The 20672-nt window shown below is 58.1% G+C and carries 12 protein-coding genes; 8 read left to right on the forward strand and 4 right to left on the reverse strand.

Annotated elements, in window-relative coordinates; genetic code table 11:
• Nucleotides 1-9: 9 nt before the first annotated feature.
• Entirely contained in the window at nucleotides 10-1110 is a 1101-nt protein-coding gene (locus tag ACQY47_RS03605) for a polyamine ABC transporter substrate-binding protein (protein ID WP_428555716.1), read from the reverse strand.
• Between the two features lie 63 nt (nucleotides 1111-1173).
• A complete protein-coding gene (locus tag ACQY47_RS03610; protein ID WP_428555719.1) occupies nucleotides 1174-1989 on the reverse strand; it encodes a carbon-nitrogen hydrolase family protein in 816 nt (271 codons plus the stop codon).
• 103 nt (nucleotides 1990-2092) lie between these two features.
• Between ACQY47_RS03610 and ACQY47_RS03615 the strand changes: the two genes are divergently transcribed.
• Complete coding sequence (locus tag ACQY47_RS03615) at nucleotides 2093-2893, forward strand: response regulator transcription factor (RefSeq protein ID WP_428555722.1); 801 nt, start codon at nucleotides 2093-2095, stop codon at nucleotides 2891-2893.
• On the opposite strand, the gene ACQY47_RS03620 is transcribed toward ACQY47_RS03615, so the two are convergent.
• Nucleotides 2884-3993 (reverse strand): P1 family peptidase, encoded by a 1110-nt coding sequence (locus tag ACQY47_RS03620; protein WP_428555725.1) that lies wholly within the window; start codon nucleotides 3991-3993, stop codon nucleotides 2884-2886. The two genes, ACQY47_RS03615 and ACQY47_RS03620, sit on opposite strands and share 10 nt — an antisense overlap.
• A gap of 278 nt (nucleotides 3994-4271) precedes the next feature.
• Here ACQY47_RS03620 and ACQY47_RS03625 point away from each other — a divergent pair, with 278 nt between their 5' ends.
• The 5 genes from ACQY47_RS03625 to ACQY47_RS03645 all read left to right on the forward strand — a co-directional run bounded on the left by ACQY47_RS03625 (nucleotide 4272) and on the right by ACQY47_RS03645 (nucleotide 12602).
• Entirely contained in the window at nucleotides 4272-5408 is a 1137-nt protein-coding gene (locus ACQY47_RS03625) for a fimbrial protein (RefSeq protein WP_428555728.1), read from the forward strand.
• 235 nt (nucleotides 5409-5643) lie between these two features.
• Complete coding sequence (locus tag ACQY47_RS03630; protein WP_428555731.1) at nucleotides 5644-6861, forward strand: MFS transporter; 1218 nt, start codon at nucleotides 5644-5646, stop codon at nucleotides 6859-6861.
• A gap of 61 nt (nucleotides 6862-6922) precedes the next feature.
• Entirely contained in the window at nucleotides 6923-8038 is a 1116-nt protein-coding gene (locus ACQY47_RS03635; RefSeq protein ID WP_428555734.1) for an efflux RND transporter periplasmic adaptor subunit, read from the forward strand.
• Nucleotides 8039-8056: 18 nt separating this feature from the next.
• Nucleotides 8057-11158, forward strand: coding sequence for a MexW/MexI family multidrug efflux RND transporter permease subunit (locus ACQY47_RS03640; RefSeq protein WP_428555737.1), 3102 nt, complete (start codon nucleotides 8057-8059; stop codon nucleotides 11156-11158).
• 10 nt (nucleotides 11159-11168) lie between these two features.
• The gene (locus ACQY47_RS03645) at nucleotides 11169-12602 is read left to right on the forward strand and encodes an efflux transporter outer membrane subunit (RefSeq protein ID WP_428555740.1); all 1434 of its coding nucleotides are present in this window, start codon (nucleotides 11169-11171) and stop codon (nucleotides 12600-12602) included.
• 29 nt (nucleotides 12603-12631) lie between these two features.
• Here ACQY47_RS03645 and ACQY47_RS03650 read toward each other — a convergent pair whose 3' ends face one another.
• On the reverse strand, nucleotides 12632-15874 hold the full coding sequence (locus ACQY47_RS03650; RefSeq protein ID WP_428555743.1) for a response regulator: 3243 nt from the start codon (nucleotides 15872-15874) through the stop codon (nucleotides 12632-12634).
• Nucleotides 15875-16068: 194 nt separating this feature from the next.
• Between ACQY47_RS03650 and ACQY47_RS03655 the strand changes: the two genes are divergently transcribed.
• A complete protein-coding gene (locus ACQY47_RS03655) occupies nucleotides 16069-16917 on the forward strand; it encodes an EAL domain-containing protein (protein WP_428555746.1) in 849 nt (282 codons plus the stop codon).
• Between the two features lie 111 nt (nucleotides 16918-17028).
• The gene (locus ACQY47_RS03660) at nucleotides 17029-20661 is read left to right on the forward strand and encodes a transporter substrate-binding domain-containing protein (protein ID WP_428555749.1); all 3633 of its coding nucleotides are present in this window, start codon (nucleotides 17029-17031) and stop codon (nucleotides 20659-20661) included.
• The last annotated feature ends 11 nt before the right edge of the window (nucleotides 20662-20672 follow it).

Consider the following 20672-nt stretch of genomic DNA (forward strand, 5'->3'; position numbering starts at 1 on the left):
CGCTTGTGATCAGGTCCCACTCTTGACCTTACTCCAGACCCGGGTACGCACGCGTTCTAGTTTCAAAGGCAGCGGCTCCAGTGCGAATAATGTATCGAGCACTGGCTTGGACGCGTAAACCCCTGGATTATCACGCACTTTCGCATCCACCAAACTCTTGGCATCCTTGTTGGCATTGGCATAGCTGAGATAGTTGGACGACGCGGCAATTACCGTCGGGCGCAGCATGTAATCAATGAACGCCAGGCCCTGCTGAGGGTTCGGTGCGTCATTGAGCAGCACCAGGTTTTCCACCCAGATCGGCGCGCCTTCCTTGGGAATGCTGTACTGAATCCGACGACCATTGCCGGCGGCGTCGGCCGCTTTGCGCGCATCCATCACACCCCCCGCCCAGCCGACGACGGCGCAGATATCGCCGTTGGCCAGATCGGTGATAAAGCGCGAGGAGTCGAAGTAGCGAATGTGAGGGCGCAGTTTCAACAGCAGGGCCTGGGCCTTCAGATAGTCATCCGGGTTCTGGCTGTTATAGGGCAACCCCAGATAGTGCAAGGCGATCGGGATGATCTCGGCGGGCGCATCCAGCATGGCTACGCCGCACTCGCCCAGCTTGGCGAGGTTTTCCTCCTTGAAAATCAGGTCCCAGGAATCCACCGGTGCGTCCTTGCCCAGGAGCGCCTGGACTTTGGCCTGGTCGTAGCCGATTCCGGTGGTGCCCCACAAATAAGGCACCGCGAAGCGATTGCCGGGGTCATTGCTGCTGACTTTGGCCAGGATGTCCGGGTCCAGATGGGACAGGTTCGGCAGTTGCGAGCGATCCAATTCCTTGAGCACGCCGGCCTTGATCAGGTTCGGCAGCAGGTCGCCGGTAGCGACCACCACGTCATAGCCGCTGCGCCCGGCCATGAGTTTGCTTTGCATGACCTCGCTGTTGTCGAATACATCGTAAGCCGATTGGATGCCGGTCTGTGCCTGGAAATCTTTCAGCGTGTTGGGGGCAATGAAGTCATACCAGTTATAGATATTGACCTTCGGTTCCGCCGCCTGGGCGCAAGCTATCGCACCACTGAATGCGACAGCCAACACCCATTGCACGCATCGAATAGCGATCATCACGAACTCCTGGGCCGGCACCTGCGCGCCAGCTGATTATTGTTATGGGGGGTACAAACGCAGTCAGCGGATCAGCAGTTCACGGCGGCCATCGGGGTGTTCCACAGCCTCGCCTTGCAGCAGCAGCCGACGATCATTGAGGTAGTGATAATCCCGGCGGGCCGCATTGATTTGAGCAAGATCCAGGCTGATCACCTGGCGTGTATCTTCGCGCCCGGCTTCATATAACACCCGACCAAACGGGTCGATCACCGCACTGCCGCCAGCAAACACCAGGCCGTCATCGCCCTGCCCTGCGCGGTTAACCATCACGGTGAACACTTGATTTTCCTGGGCCCTGGCCATGATCGCGGTACGGTGAACCGGGCCGTAGGGATCCATATTGCCGTTGGTGACGATGATCAATTCAGCGCCCAGTTGCGCCAGCGCTCGCGACGTTTCCGGTAGCTCGATGTCGTAGCAGATCAAGAGACCCACACGCACGCCGTTCCACAGCCTGGTGACAAAGCGATCGCCGGGTGTGATGTCTGCGCGTTCGGAAGGCCACAAATGTGTTTTGCGGTAGCGCAGGGCAATGCCCTCGGGTGTGATCAAGACCGAGGTGTTGTAGAAGGTACCGGCGTCACGTTCGACCAAGCCGATGACCACTGACACATTGCGCTGGCGTACTGCCCGTTGCACCGCTTGCAGCGTCGGACCTTCGATTGTCTCGGCAACGTTGGCCAGCTGTTCGCCACCGACGAAGCCCATCAAATGGGTTTCAGGGAACACCACCAAGTCGGTATCCGCGTTGCAGTTGGCGATGGCCTCCAAGGCGCGTCCCAGGTTATAAGCAGTGTCACCGTCGCGGCCGGCTAACTGCAAGAGTTCGATGTTCATGGCTGGTCCTTGGGCAAAGTGGAAACCCGAATTTACCCGGGCCTTCAATTGAGTATGGGGTGCCGTGCAATGCGAAAAAATCACTTCGATGGGGTACCCCGCAATGGGTAGTGAAACCAATTTGACCTTGCAGGATGTGGCCTGGCATGACGCGGTTGGGCGGCTGATCGAAAACCTCGACCAACCGCACTTCTGGGCCTCCATGACGCGTTTGCTCGGGCGCTATGTGCCGGTGGACAGCTGGGTGGTGCTGATCTTCAATCCTGGCAGGCCACTGGTACTGGCTGAATCGCCCACGGAGGAAGGCGGCACCGACTCGCTGTTCCAGGACTACCTCAAGGGGCTTTATCTGCTCGATCCTTTTTACTTGGCCAATCGCGAATCGCCGAGAAACGGGCTATTTCAACTGGACGACGTTGCCCCTGAGTGTTTTGAGCAGACCGATTATTACCAGCGCTACTTTCGCCTGAACGTGGTCGCCGATGAGGTTCATCTCAATGTGCAACTCGATCCCGAACGCACCCTGAGCCTGTCATTGGGCAGCCGTTGCCGATTCAGCCAGGAACAGCTCGCACTATTACGGCTGATCCAGCCATGGGTGGCCGGCCTGATGCGTCAGCGTTGCGTGTTCGAATATGCATCGAACAGCACGCCACCAGCGGAGCCGGCACCGGACTGGCAAGAACGCCTCCTGTCGCCGACGCTGCAAATCAGCTCGGCGTTATCGACCCGTGAAGCCGAAGTGGCGCAACTGATGCTCAGTGGTTGCTCGAACAAAGAGATCGCCCGCAAGCTGGCGATCTCTGCCGAAACGGTCAAGGTGCACCGCAAGCACATGTACAACAAGCTGGGGATCAAATCCCAGTCCGAGCTGTTCCTGTTGTTCCTTCAGGCTCAGGCGTGAACTGGGGGCGTCCAGCCCACTTTCGACATCGCTGCCAGCAGTTGTTCAGGCTTGAGCGCCAGTGCTTTTTTGCCACGGCCCTGAAGGTCTTCGGCGGCCAGCAGAGCGTTGAGAATTGCTTCCTCGACAGCGTCGGCTGCGGCCACGAATAACGCGGAAATATAGTCATTATTGACCATCTGCAAGGCAGTCGTCGGCGGGCCCGGCTGCCCGAGATTGGCAACTGGCAAGCCGGTATTGCCCACCGAAAATGCGATGAAGATGTCGCCGCTGTCGTCCTCGGTGCCGCCACCGACCCGGGCCAGGCCGATACTCGCACGCTGTGCCAGGCGCGTGCATTGATGGGGCAACAAGGGCGCATCGGTGGCAATGGTGATCACGATGGAACCCATGCCAGGCACACCGACATTCATCGGCCCGTCATAAGGCGAAGGGGTATCTTGCAATACGCTGCCCACCGGGTAACCCGCCACACGCAATGCACCGCGTACGCCGTAGTTGGCCTGCACCAGTGCGCCCACGGTCCAGCCGCCCTCCTCTGCACTCAGGACGCGAGACGAGGTGCCAATCCCACCCTTGAATTCATGGCAAATCATGCCGTTGCCACCGCCTACGCAGCCTTCCTGCACGGGGCCGCTGCGTGCATCCGCCAGCGCTGCGTGCACATGCTCGGCTGTGACGTGCTGGTCCCAGATATCGCTCAAAATGCCGTCGTAGGTTTCCAGCACTACCGGCATGCACCAATAAGTGTGCTGCTTACCCATTTCACGCTCGGCGGCCACCAGCGCATCACGCACAACGCCAACGCTATGGGTGTTGGTGTAGGCGATGGGTGTGGTCAGCAAACCGGCTTCGCGAATCCACTCCAGGCCGGTCGCGTCGCCATTGCCGTTCAATACGTGAACGCCGGCAAAACACGGCGCCAGGTGTGCCGCGACCGGACGTGGCTCGATGATGGTCACGCCAGTATGCATCGAGCCCTCCAAGCTTTCGGCATTGAGGGTGTGATGGCCGACACGTACGCCGGGCACGTCGGTGATGGCGTTGAACGCCCCGGGTTTGCCCGTGCCAATGGTGATGCCCAGTTCTCGTAAGCGCATGTTTTAACTCTCAATAATCGAGTGAAGAACGTGCACTAAGTCTAGGTTCGCGACGAATACGTGACGATAACCTCCTGTGGGTACCCACGATGCGTTAGGCAGTCGATGAATTGGACGGTACCGTGATTAGCAGCGGCCACGCATATGTTAAGGCAAGTGGTCTCAATGATGTGCATGAGACGAATAATCCTAGGCCAACGCTGATACTTCTTACGCCATTACTCGATTCACCCCACTGACTAAACCACCGATTTCAACCAAAATCGAAAAGCTAAAATATGAAATCCGCATTCAACCAATGCGCCTCTATGAAACATCCGGTACTGAGCTTTTTTGCCTGGCTCGAACTTCAAAAATCTCAAATCCTGTCCTTGTTTATAACTGGCTACAGAACGCACCGAGACCCTCCCATGAGAAAGCTCCTATCACTTCTCACCTTTTTTAGCTGTAATGCCCTAGCTACGACATGCACTCACTCTAACAATCAAATTCCCACCTCTGAACTTTCAGTAGGCGCTAAAGATGCAGCACTCCCTTCAATAATTTCAAGTACCTGGCATGAAACAGAAGATGGGCTAAGCACCTGCATCAACTACCCTAGCGGGACCCAGTTCTTCTCACTCGCCAACAACGTCGCCACCGCAACAACGCAAAGTTTAATGTTTGAGGGAGCCTCATATAAAATATACATGACAGGCGTTAAAGGCATCGGCGTTATCATGAGTGCCGCTGACACCAACCTTTCTTATAAGCCGTTCATCTCCTCCGAAGTGATCATGTGGAATTCAGACACTACGAGGACCGCTCCCGTTGCGCTCAGTAAATATCGAATACGATTCGTCGCCACGGAACATTTGCCAGCAGGACCTATAAACGTTCCCTCCTTTCAACTGATGCGCCACGGCATATATTTAGGTGCGTATTACGGCTGGGGAAAAATTACAGCACAAAGCACGAACATCGACGTTAAATACCCCGCCTGTCAATTAGAAATGCCATCACTGATAAAGCTTCCAATGCTGCTGACACGCGACGTGCAAACAGTTGGTGCTACAGCAGGTGACACGCCGTTCAACATAGATTTGAATTGCGAGGCCGGGGTCACAGACGTGAATGTAAAATACACACTTACCGACATTTCTTCTCCTTCTAATACCACATCGGAACTGCAATTAAATGTGGGGGCAAGCACGGCAACAGGACTTGCCATGCAGGTGTTGGAGAATGATGCGCTCGTCAGCTTCGGCCCTGACTCATCGTTGATAGGAACGGTAAACCAGAGAGACTTTGGCAAACTTACCAGTAGCGCCGGCCGGCTCAGCAAGTCATTTACTGTTCGCTACCTTAGAACCACAGCGCCGCTGGCACCGGGCAAGATTAATGCCGGCATGACAATAACAATGTCTTATCAATAACGTTCATGTTGATCGCGCCGTGAGCGTGCATTGTTGGATTTACACCCGGCCATCCCGTAAGCGCCACTGATGCCATTCCTTGGACGATGACGAATAAAGCCTGGGGTTTCGGGCATGGTGCCAATCGCCACGGTCCGTATCATTTGCCGACGGGTCAAGCCCTCGAACGCCTCATTCAGATCCCGCTTGCAAACATTCACTCGGCAAAAGCCCTGAGCGCTGGGCTGGGAGACACATGTCCGTCGATATCACTAAACACGGCTCAAAAGGCCTGTTGTTTTTTCTTGCGCTGTCGCTGACCGCAGCGCTCATGAACAGCAGCGCACCCACGCCGCTGTACCCGTTTTACCAGGAACACCTGCAGATCAATGCTGTGGACCTGACCTATATATTTGGCGCCTACGGTGCCGGTGTCCTAGTGGCTTTGGTGACACTGGCGCGCATCGCCGGCCATGTCAAAGACCAGCGTTTTTTGCTGCTCCCAGCCATTGCACTGGTGCTGGTCGGCGCCTGGCTGTGCGCCGAATGTGATTCGCTGTGGGCCCTGTGTGCAGCCCGTGCCATTTCGGGGCTGGGTGCGGGGATCATGACCACCGCTGTGAACGTGACGCTGGTACGGTTCGGCCCGCTCGACAACGGCAAGTTAGCGGCGACGCTGGCCACCTTGGCGATGATCCTGGGGTTGGCTTTGGGCCCGGTACTCAGTGGCATTGCACTGCAACTGAACCTATACCCGGCCAGCCTGCCCTTCTGGTCGATCATGGCCCTGGTCACTGTCGCGGCCCTCGGCGTACTGGCGCTCTGGCCGCGCCACACCCGCCAGGCCCAACCCGCCGCTCACACTGCACAAGCGTCGTTACGAGAAGGCCTGCGGGGTATTGGTCGCCCCTTTCACTTGTGCGCGTGGTCGGTGTTTTTCAGCTGGTCGTTCACGGCCTGCGTCTTCGTGATTGGCCCCGGCGCTGCCGAACAGCAACTGGGCCTGAGCGATCGCGGAATGTTTGGCTACAGCATGGCGGTCTACCTGTTGATCGCCGGCGCCAGCCAACTGTATTGCAAGCGTCTGGATGCAGCGCGTGCATTGCGTTCTGGATTGCTCGCCCAGTGTGCCGCCTTCCTGCTCCTGCTGACGGCCTTCTCGGTCCATTCGCTGACGCTGGCAGCCCTGGCCCTGGTAATCGGCGGCTATGCCTATGGCACCATTTTTGTCGGTAGTGCCCGGCTGATCAATCAGCTGGCACCTGCCAACTGCCACGCCAAGTTGGTGGCGTATTTCTATATGACCATTTACCTGTTCAACGCGGTGCCCATTCCGCTTGGGCTGCTGGTGGACGCGATGGGGCTTACCCCGAGCGTACTCGCCGCCTTGGTCTTTTTTCTGGGGCTCGGTGCCGTGCTGGCGATTCTCGCTACACGGGTCCGACTCCCTCATGCGCATCAACAACCAGGTTGAGCGCGCGTCACCGTTGAGCCCTCAGGGTTCTTTTTTTTTGCCTTACGTCAGTACCGGAATCATGAATAAAAAACTCAAAGTGTGCGTCACGATTGCCACGGTGCTCGCCATTGGCGGCGCCGTCGGCCTGTACCGGCAGTCCACCTCTGCCCAACCGACCCAAACGTCGGCGGGAACGGCTGCGCCGGCCATCCAGGTGGCCGTCGCCACCGCCACGCAAGCTGATATGCCCAACACTCTGGCGGGCATCGGCGAGCTGGAAGCCACACGCCAAGTCATGGTCACTGCCGAAAGCGGTGGCCTGGTACGTGCCATTGCATTCCAACCCGGCGAGCGGGTGAAAGCCGGGCAAACCCTGGTGCAGCTCAACGATGCGCCGGAACGAGGCGAATTGGCCAGGCTTCAGGCCCAGGCCGCCAACGCCAAAGCCCAGCTGCAACGGACCCAGCGCTTGCTGCCTCAACAGGCCGCGACGCAAGAGGAACTGGATCAGGTGCAGTCCGCCTACTCACAGGCGCTGGCCGATATCGTGCGGATCAAGGCATTGATCGACCAAAAACGCATCAAGGCGCCCTTCACCGGCGTGCTGGGTGTGCGCACCGTCAATCTGGGTCAGTTCGTGCAGGCCGGCGATGCCATGGTGTCGCTGACCGACGCGCAGACGCTGTATGCCAATATCACCCTGCCCGAACGTGCGCTGGCACAGCTCAAAACCGGCCAGGAGATGAGCATTCGCGTAGATGCGTACCCGCAGCGCTTGTTCAAGGGTCACGTCAGTACCCTCGAACCGCGTATCAACCCAGGCACCCGCACGGTGCTGGTCCAGGCCACGGTGCCAAACCCGGACAACCTTTTGTCACCCGGCATGTACACCAATGGCGAAGTCCATCTGCCAGCCAAAAAAGACGTCATCAGCGTGCCGGAAACAGCGGTGAGCTACAGCGCCTACGGCGACTTTGTCTATGTGGTCGAAGGCGCTGATACACAACTGACCAATACGGTACGCCAGGTCTACGTAAAGACCGGTCAGCGCTCGGACGGCCGGGTTGTGCTGCTTGACGGCGTAAAGGTCGATGATCGCGTGGTCACCTCCGGCCAGTTGCGTTTGAGCAGCGGCGCCCTGGTACACATCGCGCACAAGGACACCGTCGGGCTCGAACAGGCTTCGAGCCGCTGATACACCAAGGATCTGAACATGAAATTCACCGACTTGTTCGTGCGGCGCCCGGTGTTGGCGCTGGTGGTCAGCACCCTGATTTTATTGATGGGGCTGCTGGCCATAAACAACCTGCCGATTCGTCAGTACCCGCTGACGGAAAGCTCGACGCTGACGATCACCACCCAATACCCCGGTGCTTCGCCGCAGCTGATGCAAGGCTTCGTCACCCAGGCCATCGCGCAATCTGTTGCTACGGTGGAAGACGTCGACTACATGAGCTCGACGTCGACCCAAGGCAAAAGCGTGATCACTGTACGGATGAAGCTCAACGCCGACTCCAACAAGGCCATGACCCAGGTGATGGCCAAGGTCAACGAAGTCAAATACCGTTTGCCGGAGCAGGCCTACGATCCGGTCATCGTCAAATCCTCCGGTGAAGCTACAGCCGTGGCCTATGTGGGTTTTTCCAGCCCGACGCTGTCCACAGCAGCACTCTCGGACTATTTGCAGCGCGTGGTGCAACCACAACTGTCCTCCATCGAAGGGGTCGGTAGCATCGACCTCAACGGAGGGCAGAAAATGGCCATGCGCATCTGGCTGGATGCCAATCGCATGGCCGCCCATGGCATTTCCGGCAGCGATGTGGCCAAGGCCTTGTTGAATAACAACGTGCAGGCTGCGCCCGGCCAGGCCAAGGGTTTGTATGTGGTGTCGGATATTCAGATCAACACCGACCTGGTAGATGTCGCCGAGTTTCGCCAATTGGTGGTCAAGTCCAGCGCTGCCGGTGTGGTGCACCTGAATGACATTGCCACAGTCGAATTGGGCGCGGCGTCCACCGACACCAGCGCCACCATGGACGGCGTGCAAGCGGTGTTTTTCGGTTTGAATGCCGCACCTAATGCCAACCCCTTGGTGATCGTCAAAAAGCTCAATGAACTGCTGCCGGGCATCCGTGCCAACCTGCCACCGGACGTGAAAGTTGCCGTGCCGTTTGAGCTGGCGCGGTTTATCAGCGCATCAATTGATGAAGTGCTCGGTACCTTGGGTGAAGCCATCGCCATCGTGGTGCTGGTGATTTTCTTGAGCCTGGGTTCGGCGCGGGCGGTGATTATTCCGGTGGTCACCATTCCCCTGTCGATGCTGGGTGCGGCCGCGTTCATGTCGATGTTCGGCTTCAGCATTAACTTGCTGACCTTGCTGGCGATGGTATTGGCCATCGGCCTGGTGGTGGATGACGCGATCATTGTGGTGGAGAACGTGCACCGCCATATCGAAGAAGGCAAGTCGCCAACTTACGCTGCATTGTTGGGCGCACGTGAGGTGGCAGCGCCGGTGATTGCGATGACCCTGACACTGGCGGCAGTGTATGCGCCCATAGGCCTGATGGGCGGGCTGACCGGCTCGCTGTTCAAGGAGTTCGCCTTTACCTTGGCCGGCTCGGTGGTGGTCTCAGGCATCATCGCGCTGACGCTGTCGCCGGTCATGAGTTCACTGCTGCTCAACAGCCAAATGAACGAAGGCTGGATGGCGCGCAAGGCCGAGAGCTTCTTCCATCGCCTGGGCGGCGCTTATGGTCGCGTGCTGGATCTGTCGCTGCATCACCGTTGGGTCACGTTCAGCATTGCGGTGATCGTGTTGATCAGCGTGCCGTGGCTGTACAGCCGCGCCCAGACCGAACTGGCACCGACCGAAGACCAGTCCACCGTCCTGACGGCCATCAAGTCGCCGCAGAATGCCAACATCGACTACGTCGAGAAATTCGGCAAGCAATGGAACGACGTCATGGTGACCTTGCCGGAGCAGAGCAACCTGTGGCTGATCAATGGCAGTAACGGCGTGTCCAACAGCATTGGCGGGGTCAACTTCGTCGACTGGGAACAACGCGAGCGCAACGCCGACCAGATCCAGGGCGACATGCAAAACCGTGCAAACACCATTGAGGGCAGCAACGTATTCGCCTTCCAGTTGCCTTCGCTACCGGGTTCAACCGGTGGCCTGCCGGTGCAGATGGTGATCAAGAGTGCCGGTGACTACAGCGTGGTCTATGAGGCGATGGAAGCACTCAAGCACGCAGCGCGTGAAAGCGGTTTGTTCATGGTGGTCGACAGCGACCTGGACTACAACAACTCGGTGATCAAGATCAAAGTCGACCGCACCAAGGCCAACAGCCTGGGCGTGACCATGAAGGATCTGGGCGACACCCTGGCGGTACTGGTGGGCGAAAACTACGTCAACCGCTTTGCCATGGACGGCCGCTCCTACGATGTTATCCCGCAGAGCCTGCGTGGTGAACGGCTGACGCCCGAAGCATTGTCGCGCTTTTATGTGACCAGCGCCAGCGGCGGCCAGGTGCCGCTGTCCAACCTGGTCAGCGTCTCGACCGGGGTTGAGCCCAATCAGTTGACCCAGTTCGACCAGCTCAATTCGGCGATCTTCCAGGCGATTCCCGCCCAAGGCGTGGCCATGGGCGACGCGGTGAAGTTCCTTGAGGCGCGAGCCAAACTACTGCCGCCTGGGTTTACCTATGACTGGCTTTCGGATGCACGCCAATACCATCAGGAGAGCGGCGCGCTGGTGATGGCGTTCCTGTTCGCGATCATCGTGATCTACCTGGTACTCGCCGCCCAGTATGAAAGCCTGCGTGACCCATTGATCATTCTGATCAGCGTGCCGATGTCGATTTGCGGTGCGCTGATTCCATTGGCCCTGGGCATGGCGACCATCAATATCTATACGCAGATCGGCCTGGTGACCCTGATCGGCCTGATCAGCAAGCACGGTATCCTGATGGTGGAGTTCGCCAATGAGATGCAGGTCAAGCAGGGCCTGGATCGTCGCGAGGCGATTCTGCACTCAGCGAAGATGCGCTTGCGGCCGATCCTGATGACCACGGCGGCGATGGTGGCGGGCTTGATTCCCCTGCTGTTCGCGTCCGGTGCTGGTGCCCATAGCCGTTATGACCTGGGCCTGGTGATCGTGGTGGGCATGTTGGTGGGCACGCTGTTCACCTTGCTGGTTTTGCCGACCATGTATTCGTTCATTGCCGTCGACCATCGTATCGCGGCCACCACACCCCGCGCCCGTGCGCTGGCCGCTGCCGATGCAGCCGACGCCGCCACGGCCCATCCGGTGTAAGGAGACACACATGCATCCATTCAATACCTTCGTGCTTCGCCCGCTGGCACTGCTGGTCTGCTCGGCCTGGGTCACGGGTTGTACCGTCGGCCCGGACTACCGGGCCAGCAACGAGCCAGCGGTGCAACTCACTCAAAAACCCGATGCGGCGTTGTATAGCAATACTCGCCTGCAACAAGACTGGTGGCGGCAATTCCAGGACCCGCAACTGGATGCATTGATTGATCAAGCATTGTCACGCAACCATGATCTGCGCATCGCCCAGGCTCGGTTGCTGGAGGCGCGCGCGGTGTTGGATCAGCGTCAGCTGGACCAACTGCCAACGGTAACCGCCAGCGGTGCTTACTCACGTAGCCTGTCCCAGGCCAACCCCGGCCCGAGCGGTGAACGCAACCTGGCCAAGACCTATCAGGCCGGCCTGGATGCGCAATGGGAGTTGGACCTGTTCGGCAGGCTGCAGCGCTTGTCGCAGGCGTCTTCCGCCCGTGCCGAAGCCGTCGCGGCGGACCTGGCACAAACCCGCATCGTAGTGACCGCCGACGTGGCGCGTCACTACTTCGAACTGCGCGGTGCGCAACGTCAACTGGCGGTGGCTCAGGCCAACCTGAGCAATCAGGAAAAAACCGTGGAGCTGGTTCAGGGCCGCGTGGATGCAGGACGTGGCACTGCCGATGAACTGGCCAGCGCCCTGGCCGAGCGCGCACGTGTGCAGGCCACGTTACCAAGCCTGGAAACCCGTCAAGCGCTCAGCCATTATCGACTCGCCGTACTCACGGGCTCGCGGCCCAGTGACCTGCAAGCGCTGACCGAGCTGAAAGCCTTGCCGACCCTGGTCACACGCTTGCCGATTGGCCAGATCAGCGACTTACTGCGCCAGCGTCCCGATGTTGCCAGCGCCGAACGCGCTTTGGCTGCCTCGAACGCAGACATTGGTGCAGTGACCGCCGAGCTTTACCCAAGGGTCGATCTGGGTGGTTTTCTCGGCTTCGTAGCGTTGCGCGGCGGGGATTTTGGCGACAGTGGCAGCCGAGCGTTCAGCGTGATGCCCTCAGTCAGTTGGCCGGCGTTGCACCTGGCCAGCGTCAAGGCTCGGCAGCGCGAGGCGCAGGCGCGTGAGGTGGGTAGCCGGGCGCATTATGAGCGAGTGGTGCTGAATGCGATTGAGGAAACCGAGGGCGCGCTCACCACATACAGTCTGTCGCAGCAGCGGGTGCGCAGTTTGGCTGAAGCTGCAGCGCAGAGTGAGCGTGCGGCGCGACTGGCACATGCGCGTTATGAGGCAGGTGGGGCGGCGTATCTAGTGGAATTGGAAGCCCAGCGTACGCAGTTGACTGCTCAGGATGCCCTGACCCAGGCTGAAACCGCCTCTTACCTCAACGTAGTGCAGCTCTATAAAGCGCTGGGCGGCGGTTGGCGCGCACCGGAATCAGTGGTATCCAAGTAACCCATGGCCGCCCCGAATGGGGCGGCATTTCAAGCATATACATTCGCTATAGAGCGTTCGACGCGCTGGATGAAAACTGCCACGTCTGCATGGGTATGGACCAACCCGTCCCGTGCGACAGCGACCTCCAACTCGCGGCTCAGCTGGATCAGGCTTTTAGCTTTGCCTACCGCCAACGCGCCCCGAATCCGATGCAGCAAACGGACAGTTTCATTACGGCCCTGGCTCCTGTCCAGCGCTTTAAGCTCAGCCAAATCCTGGGCGATGGTCTCAAGGAACAGCTCCAACATGCGCTCCGGCACATTGATCTCGTCTAGATCGTTTGCCTGTGCAGCGCCTGGGGAGGCCTGGATCTGCGTAGGGTCCAGCACACTGCGCAAACATAGATAAAGCCCCTGGATATCAATCGGTTTGGATAACCAACTGTTCATACCCACGCGAATACAATGCTCGCCCTCTTCGCGCAGCGCGTTGGCGGTGACGCCGATAATCGGCATATCCACGTCTTGCTGGCGCAAGGTGTCGGCCAGCTCATAACCGTCCATGAGCGGCATGTTTACATCCGTTAAGAGCACGTCGTAGACCTTGAACTCCAACTGCCGCAAAGCCTGGCCGCCATCGGACACGACATCCACCGTACAGCCGATGCGTTCCAGTTGCTCTTTCATCAGCACCTGATTGACCGGGTTGTCTTCGGCCACCAGCACATTCAGATCCAGTTGCAGATGCATCACCGGTGCCTGCGGCAATGGTGCCTCCGATTCGCCGGTGATCGCCATCACCAACGCACGGCAAATGGACCTGACGCTGTTCTGGTTCACCGTCACGTCCTGGCCGATAAACTGGGGCGTGCTACTGAAATCATGCTGGGCGAAGACATTGATTGCGCCTGAGCTTCCCACCTCGACCTCCTGCGGCATGACCGTCAATACGGCATCAGGCGCCACGCCCACGTCATCGCCCATCACGATAGTGTATGCCCCGTGCCATTCCAGCCAAGCACACAGGTTATCGGTCAAGGTTGCATAGGGGGTACGAACATCGATGCACTTGCCTGATAACTGTGGGAGTGAAGATCGGCGGGCCTCTAGAGCTTCCAGGGCCAACTCGAATATGAAGGTGCTGCCCTCGCCCGGCACACTGTCCACGCTCAATGCGCCCCCCATCATCTGGCTGAGATGGGCGCAGATAGGCAGCCCGAGCCCGGTGCCGGCGACGGTGTGATGCTTGCTGTCAGCCTGGTAAAAGCGCTCGAACAGTTGCGCCTGCACCGCGTCGGACATCCCTGGGCCGCTATCGATCACGCACCATTGCAGGCTCACTTTGCCTGAAGAAAATCCGATAGGCGACAGAGCGACCGCGACGTGCCCGCTCCGGGTGAACTTGATCGCGTTATTGAGCAGGTTACCGACGATCTGCTGGATACGCAGGCGGTCGCCCTGCACCAGGTTAGGCACGCGTGGGTCAACGCAACAGTAAAGCGCCAGCCCTTTGTTCGCCGCCATCGCCGAAAACCCGCGCACGGTTTCTTCGAGCATTTCCAGAGGCTGGAACGCCACGGATTCAAGAACCATCTGGCCCGCTTCGATTTTGGACAGATCGAGCACATCGCTGATCAAGCGCATCAATACCGCTGAGGAGCCATCTATGGTACGCAGGTAGCCGAGTTGACGCTCATCGAGAGAGGTCATGCCCAACAGCTCAAGCGTGCCCAGCACACCGTACAACGGCGTACGTAGCTCATGGCTCAGGGTGGCGACGAAGTCGCTTTTTTGTTGATTCGCCGCATCCGCTGCCTGGCGAGCGAATAGTAACGATGCGGATGCTTCGCGGTGGGAGGAAATATCGGTGAAGGTACACAGTAAAACGCTGTCTCCCAGATACTCGGTGGGTGTGTAGCGCACATGCAGGGCTCGCTGGTCGACTAGCAGGCAACCTTCGCCGGTAAGGGGTTGATCCTGCTCAAACAGCGGCCATAGCGCCATCAAGTTTGCAAACCCGGTCGGCTCGCCCAACCATTGCGCATACAAACTGTTTTGAGTCACCAGTTCGATCTGCGGCCCTTTGACCACACACAATGCCAGTGGCACCGTCTGTAGCAACGACAGGTTGAAATCATGGTTGACCAGTAACTCCCGAAAGTCATCGCTCGCCGGACCCACAATGCGCCGTCGATACCATCGGATCACCGACCAGCCACTGATGACGCACAAACCCAGCAAGCCGACTAGTCCGAGCAACTGCCAATGCGCATCCTGTACCAGTTGTATATAAGGGATACGGTATAGGGCCTGCCAGGCACCCATGTCCCCGGCACTGCGCTTGATAAGCAGCCCCGAGAGGGTGAAATGGAAGCCACTTTCATACTGGTAGATCTGCGGTGACTTGCCACCCACCACACGCGTGCCGTCCGGCGCGATGATGTCGACATCGCTGTAAAGCGGCAGATCAAAAAACTGCTTTTCTATCCTTACCCCGGGCGCGTCGAACTCATCCCAATACAGCAAGGTGGCGGCAATCAACTCCTTGGGAGGCCCCTTTCGTTCCCACCGATCCTCTTCGACGCGACCGGAGACATAGCCCAGAATTTGTTGAATATCCTCGCCGCCCAGAAAGAAATGACTGGGCCGCCAACGCACCAGCAAGTCACTGCTCAGGGGCGGAAGCTGACGTGCAGACCGCTTGACCTCTTCCAACACCTGAGAAAAATTCCGCTGTCCCGGATAGCCCTGGGGGCTGATCGCAGGAATGGCGATATCGAAATCGCTCGACAGGTCAAACAGGAACATTTGCGGCGACGTGAAGGTTGAACCGCTCCAGAAATCGCCATACACATTGGCCAGCGCAATCCCAAGGTGCAGTTGTTGGGCCAATACACCGTCATCCGCATCGGCGGACTTGATGGGCAAGGCCGCCGAAAACGTCGTCGCTACCTGGGACGCCTGGCCTTCATAAATACGCATGTTGCCTTGGGTAGTCTCGTTGACCACATAGGCTTCGGAGTTGAATACTGGCTTGTATTCCAATTGGCTGCTGGCCTTGATCGCCCGCAGCAGAAATATTTCATGATCGTAGGCGCGTCCCACGAAACGCATAAAGTGATAATCGACCTTCAACACTTCCCCACGAATGACCTTATAGGTCACCCAATAGCCGGCCACGGCGAAGAACACCAGGAGCAGCAGGGACACCAGTAAGCCAAAACTCAGACGCAGCGAGACTTTTTCGAGTTTACCGACGCTCGATTGCCTATAGCGCATACGCGGTGCCATTTGCAGTATTCATAGGGGGATTTTGGGCCAAAAGCGTTCATGTGCGGTTGCCGGACAACGGCTCACGCGGATGAGTCTATAGGCTTTTCATTAGCTGGTAAGATTAGTCCTACACGCCTCCTCGAAATAGCTGACGCTTATGGTTTGTCACATCCCTCAGAATTGACCCATGGTCATCCCTTGCAGGGCACTACATGAAAACCTTCGCCGCACTCAGCTTTAGTCAGATTCCAGCTACCTTGCAGGCTCCAGAGCCCGACGCGCAGGCGTTGCGCCAAGGGTTGGCGGATCACGCATTTGTTGGTTTCTATCAACCTCAGCTTTCGCTGTCCAAAGGCACGATTACAGGCTTAGAGGTACTCGCACGCTGGCGCCACCCCGACAAAGGGCTGCTGACCCCCGGTTATTTTCTGCGCGCTCTTGAGCGCCATGATCTGATGGATGAGCTGTTCCTGCGCCTTTTCGAGCAAGGGTTGGTGCTGCGCCAGAAACTCGCCATCCTGAACTTGCCGTTGACGATGTCGTTCAACCTGCAACCGTCTCAGCTAAGCAACCCCATGCTGAGCCAGGCGATCCGGGTGCTGTTAGATGCGCATGACTGTTCTGCTCATAACATTATTTTTGAGCTTACCGAAACCGGCACGCTCAATCCGTGCAGTGTCGCCATTAGCAACCTGTTGCAGCTCAAACTGTTGGGATGCGGTTTATCCATGGATGACTTTGGCACCGGGTTCTCTTCGTTGGAGCGTCTATGCGACGTGCCTTTCAGCGAACTGAAACTCGACGCCGGCTTTGTACACAAACTCGACACGCACTCGGCCTGCACCGCCATTCTCACCCACACCGTCAGCCTGGCAGCCAGCCTGGGCATGTCGCTGGTGATCGAGGGTGTCGAGACCCCGGCCCAGCTCAAGCGGCTCAAAGGCCTGGGCGTTTCCATCGTGCAAGGCTATGCCATCGCCCCGCCAATGGCAGATACCGCCCTTCTGCCCTTCATCCTTGAATGCATCGCGGGCTCCCGCGTGGTGCTGACGTCAGTCTGAGCCTCAATCTACGTCGCTTCAACTCCCAAACCCACAGGCCACGTCCGTGGTCGCCCCTGTGTCGGCCAGCTCGGCGTACTTGGCATTTTTTGCAGTCAGGTAACCGTTTCAATGTCCACGCTCAAAGCCTTCGTGGCTTTCTTCACCGTGTTGCTGCCAGCTTTATCCTATGGCGCTGGCGCAGTAATACCGATGCCGCATCAATCCCTGCACTTGCTCAGCCAAGTGAGCCAGGAACCGCAGAAGCTGCAATTACCGGAAGCCGACTGGGCCTGGTTGCGCCAGCGGCGTGCCCTCACCCTTGGCGTGGTCGCCCCGTTCACCCTGCCCTTCGACATGGTCTACGGCAACGGTGATTACGAGGGCATCAGCGCCGACGTGGCGACAATGCTCATGCAGCAACTGGGACTGGATATCAAAGTCGTCGGGTTTGCTGACCGCGGGCAGGCGATGGCCGCCTTGCGAGCCGGCGAAATCGACTTGATCAGCCGGTCCAGCAACTACGACCGCGAGTCTTCTGACACGGTGGCGACGCGGCCCTACAGCGTCAATGCACCGGTGCTTTATCAACGCCAGGACAGCGACTTTGTTGTAGCCTCGAACCTCAAGGGGCTTACCGTGGCGGTCTCCAAAGACTACCTGCCGTACGCCCTGCTGACTGAACGCTACCCCCACGCCCAGTTTTTTACCTACGGCACCACCGCGCAAGCCTTGGCCGCCGTAGCATTTCAGAACGTTGATGTGTTTTTGGGCGACTCGGTAACCACCCACTACCTGATCAACCATAGCTTTTTCAGCTACCTCAAATTTATCCAGTTCCTGAAAATCGACTCAGGCGGCTATGGGTTTCTGCTCAAGCAGGAAGATCAACGCCTGCTACGCATCCTGAATACCTCGCTGACTACGTTTGGCCATCTGCGCATGAGCTACCTGATCAAGCGCTGGACTGGCGGGGGCACGGTCATGCCAGACGATAATGTGCAACTGAACGTCCATGAAAAACGCTGGCTGGCCCAGCACCCGGTGGCGCGCTTCATGATCAACGATGACATGGCGCCTTCGGCCTTCTTTGATGCAAAGGGCCGCTTCAACGGGGTGATCTCCGATCTATTCGAGATCATCACCCAGCGCACCGGACTCAAGTTCGATATTCAACGTGTCTCCAGTTTTGAAGGCATCCAGAACGCTCTACGAGACGGTGATACCGATTTAGCCGTGTTGACGGCCAGCCCGGAGCGCCTCAACCATTTCCGTTTCAGCCATCCGTTTGCTACCAGCTCGTTTGCGCTGGTCGCGTCTACCGCCGAATCGAGCCGTGGACGTTCAAGCCTCAATGCGCTGGCCGGCAAACGCCTGGCAATTGTCCAAGGGCATGTACTGATCGACAGTATCCGAGAGGGCTTCCCCAGCGTGCAGTTGATCACCCCGGCGAACAACCTTGAGGCTATGCGCATGGTAGTCAATGGCAAAGCTGACGCGGTATTGATGACCTTGTCCATGGCGCGTTACTACACCGCTCGTCTCTATGAAAAGGAGCTGCGCGTAGCCGGCATCGTCGACGGCCAGGTGGCAACCGCCAACTTCGCCATGCGCCGTGGCGAAACCGAGTTGCAGTCAATCATGGATAAAGCCTTGTTAAGCATCCCGCCCGACGAGCTCAACGCGATCACCATTCGCTGGCGCGCCAATGCGGCCATGAGCGGCCAGAGCTGGCGCGACTACAAATTGGTCATCCTGCAGATCGTCTGCTGCGCACTGCTGGTGCTGTTGGTTTCGATCATTCGGATCGTGCAACTGCGCCGCCAGATCCGGCGCCGAGTGTCGGCCGAAAAAGCCCTGAATGATCAGCTGGAATTTCTGCAAACCTTGAACCATGCCATGCCTGTGCCCGTGTATGTACGTGACCGCGAGGGTCGCCTGTTGTCATGCAGTCGCAGCTATGAACACGTCATGAAGCTGTGCCAATCCCAGGTGTTGGGTAAAACTGCCTTGCAATCGAACCATGGCGATATCGAACTGGCACCTTCGCTGCACCAGAGCTATTTACAGGCCATGGAAGATGGCAACGCCATCGAACAGCAACTGCAGATCACTATCGACGGGCAACCCCACTTTATCGAACATTGGATTCAGCCGTTTCGTGACTCCAACGGCACGATCGCCGGGGTGATCTGCGGCTGGCAGGACGTCTCGCAGCATCATCAACTGATCGAGCAACTGCAACAGGCCAAAACCCAGGCTGACGAAGCCAGCCGCGCCAAGACCCAGTTTCTTGCGACCATGAGCCACGAGATCCGTACGCCCATGAGCGCAGTGATTGGTACCCTGGAACTGGCACTCAAGCGCGCCGACCACGGTGTGCTGGACCGAGTGAATATTGACGTGGCCTACACCGCAGCCAAGAATCTTTTGGAGTTGTTGGGCAATACGTTGGACATCGTACGTATTGAATCAGGGCACTTGAGCTTCTCGCCACGCCGAGCCAACCTCAAGAACCTGGTGGAGATGGTGGCACGGGTGTTCGAAGGGCTGGCGAGAAAGAAAAAGCTGGAACTGCTCCTTGAGATTGATGCTGGTACAACCCTGGACGTCTCCATCGACCCACTGCGCTTTAAGCAGGTGCTGTCCAATCTGGTGAGCAATGCCATCAAATTCACCGAGCAGGGCCGCATCGTCATCCGTTTAGTTTGCCGTGTGTTAGAGGGGCAGAGGCTGAGCATGCATCTGCAAGTACAGGACACCGGCATAGGCATCAGTGAAGAGAACCGGCGAACGCTGTTTCGCCCCTTCGCACAAGTGACTCAGTCGGACCTCTCGGTCCACGGCGGCAGCGGTCTCGGGCTGGTGGTGTCGCGTTCGCTGTGCGAGATGATGGGTGGCCGCCTGGAGCTGACTAGTAGGCTGGGGCAAGGTACTACGGTCAACGTCACGCTAAAAGTCAAGCTATTGGAACCGCTGCCTGAAGAAGAACCGCCGATGCCCGCTTCATCAGAAGTAGCCCTAAGTTGGGCCATGCGAGTACTGATCGCGGACGACAATACGTTGAATCGTCAAATGTTGCGCTCGCAGCTGGAGTACCTAGGCTGCAAAGTCATAGAGGCCAGCAATGGTCTGGAGGCGTTGGAGGCATGGCGTGACTACCCGGTTGACTGGCTGATTACCGATTACCACATGCCAGTCATGGATGGCGTTGAGCTGACACTGGCGATCCGCAAGGAAGAACAGCAACGCACTGGCGGCGCGTTAATAATTCTGGGACTCACAGCAGACGCCCAACAGGAAGAAATGGATCGTTGCTTGAATGCTGGCATGGGCGATTGCCTGATCAAACCGATCAGCCTGGCGATTCTCGAACAGCGGCTGGCATCCCTGGAGCCCGCGGATAAGCCGGCCCATAAGGGCGCCAAACCGACGCAGCACCGCCCTGAATTTGACATGGATCTGCTCAAGCCGATTACCGGTGGCAACTCGGCAATCATTCAACAGCTGCAAGCCGAATTGATGCGCAGCAATCAACGGGACATCGAGCAACTGCGGGACTTCGCCGAGACACAGGACCTCATTGGCATCGCGCTGCTGGCCCATCGCCTGAGGGGCAGCGCGGCATTGATGCGCAATGATTATCTGCTTGGGCTGTGCAAGGACCTGGAACATGGTTGCCGAACCGGCGCCGAAGACGTCCCGGCGCAGGTCAGGCAAGTAAAGAAGGAGTTACGGCGAATTCAGCGCATGCTGGAACCTTAGGCGGAGGGCGA

This window comes from Pseudomonas edaphica (genome assembly GCF_965277385.1).
GTDB lineage: Bacteria > Pseudomonadota > Gammaproteobacteria > Pseudomonadales > Pseudomonadaceae > Aquipseudomonas > Aquipseudomonas edaphica.

What these genes read in the sequence shown, in the direction of transcription:
- ACQY47_RS03615 (WP_428555722.1), top strand. Translation starts at nt 2,093, where the DNA reads ATGGGTAGTGAAACCAATTTGACCTTGCAGGATGTGGCCTGGCATGAC.
- ACQY47_RS03660 (WP_428555749.1), top strand. Translation starts at nt 17,029, where the DNA reads ATGTCCACGCTCAAAGCCTTCGTGGCTTTCTTCACCGTGTTGCTGCCA.
- ACQY47_RS03610 (WP_428555719.1), bottom strand. Translation starts at nt 1,989, where the DNA reads ATGAACATCGAACTCTTGCAGTTAGCCGGCCGCGACGGTGACACTGCT.
- ACQY47_RS03620 (WP_428555725.1), bottom strand. Translation starts at nt 3,993, where the DNA reads ATGCGCTTACGAGAACTGGGCATCACCATTGGCACGGGCAAACCCGGG.
- ACQY47_RS03635 (WP_428555734.1), top strand. Translation starts at nt 6,923, where the DNA reads ATGAATAAAAAACTCAAAGTGTGCGTCACGATTGCCACGGTGCTCGCC.
- ACQY47_RS03640 (WP_428555737.1), top strand. Translation starts at nt 8,057, where the DNA reads ATGAAATTCACCGACTTGTTCGTGCGGCGCCCGGTGTTGGCGCTGGTG.
- ACQY47_RS03630 (WP_428555731.1), top strand. Translation starts at nt 5,644, where the DNA reads ATGTCCGTCGATATCACTAAACACGGCTCAAAAGGCCTGTTGTTTTTT.
- ACQY47_RS03655 (WP_428555746.1), top strand. Translation starts at nt 16,069, where the DNA reads ATGAAAACCTTCGCCGCACTCAGCTTTAGTCAGATTCCAGCTACCTTG.
- ACQY47_RS03645 (WP_428555740.1), top strand. Translation starts at nt 11,169, where the DNA reads ATGCATCCATTCAATACCTTCGTGCTTCGCCCGCTGGCACTGCTGGTC.
- ACQY47_RS03650 (WP_428555743.1), bottom strand. Translation starts at nt 15,874, where the DNA reads ATGGCACCGCGTATGCGCTATAGGCAATCGAGCGTCGGTAAACTCGAA.
- ACQY47_RS03625 (WP_428555728.1), top strand. Translation starts at nt 4,272, where the DNA reads ATGAAATCCGCATTCAACCAATGCGCCTCTATGAAACATCCGGTACTG.
- ACQY47_RS03605 (WP_428555716.1), bottom strand. Translation starts at nt 1,110, where the DNA reads ATGATCGCTATTCGATGCGTGCAATGGGTGTTGGCTGTCGCATTCAGT.